Consider the following 208-nt stretch of genomic DNA (forward strand, 5'->3'; position numbering starts at 1 on the left):
CTGCTTGGTTCAATACGTTATCAACTCCACTTCCTAAACCACTAATCGTTCCTGTTAACGTACTTGTTACTGTTACATTCGTTCCTGATGCATTGAAACTAGTTACTGTATTACCATAAGCATCTTGTGCTGTCAAGGTATTCGTGCCTGTAAAGGCTGTGCCATTGATCTGTGGACTCGTTAAGCTTACCACCAATTTACTGAAGCT

At 40.9% G+C, this 208-nt stretch carries 1 protein-coding gene; it reads right to left on the reverse strand.

What is annotated here, in order from left to right; all coding sequences use genetic code 11:
* The coding region (locus EWU22_RS13420) for a hypothetical protein (protein ID WP_161566880.1) at positions 1-208 on the reverse strand (208 nt) is incomplete at both ends.

Source organism: Aquirufa nivalisilvae, assembly GCF_004307455.1.
In the GTDB taxonomy this organism is placed as follows: domain Bacteria; phylum Bacteroidota; class Bacteroidia; order Cytophagales; family Spirosomataceae; genus Aquirufa; species Aquirufa nivalisilvae.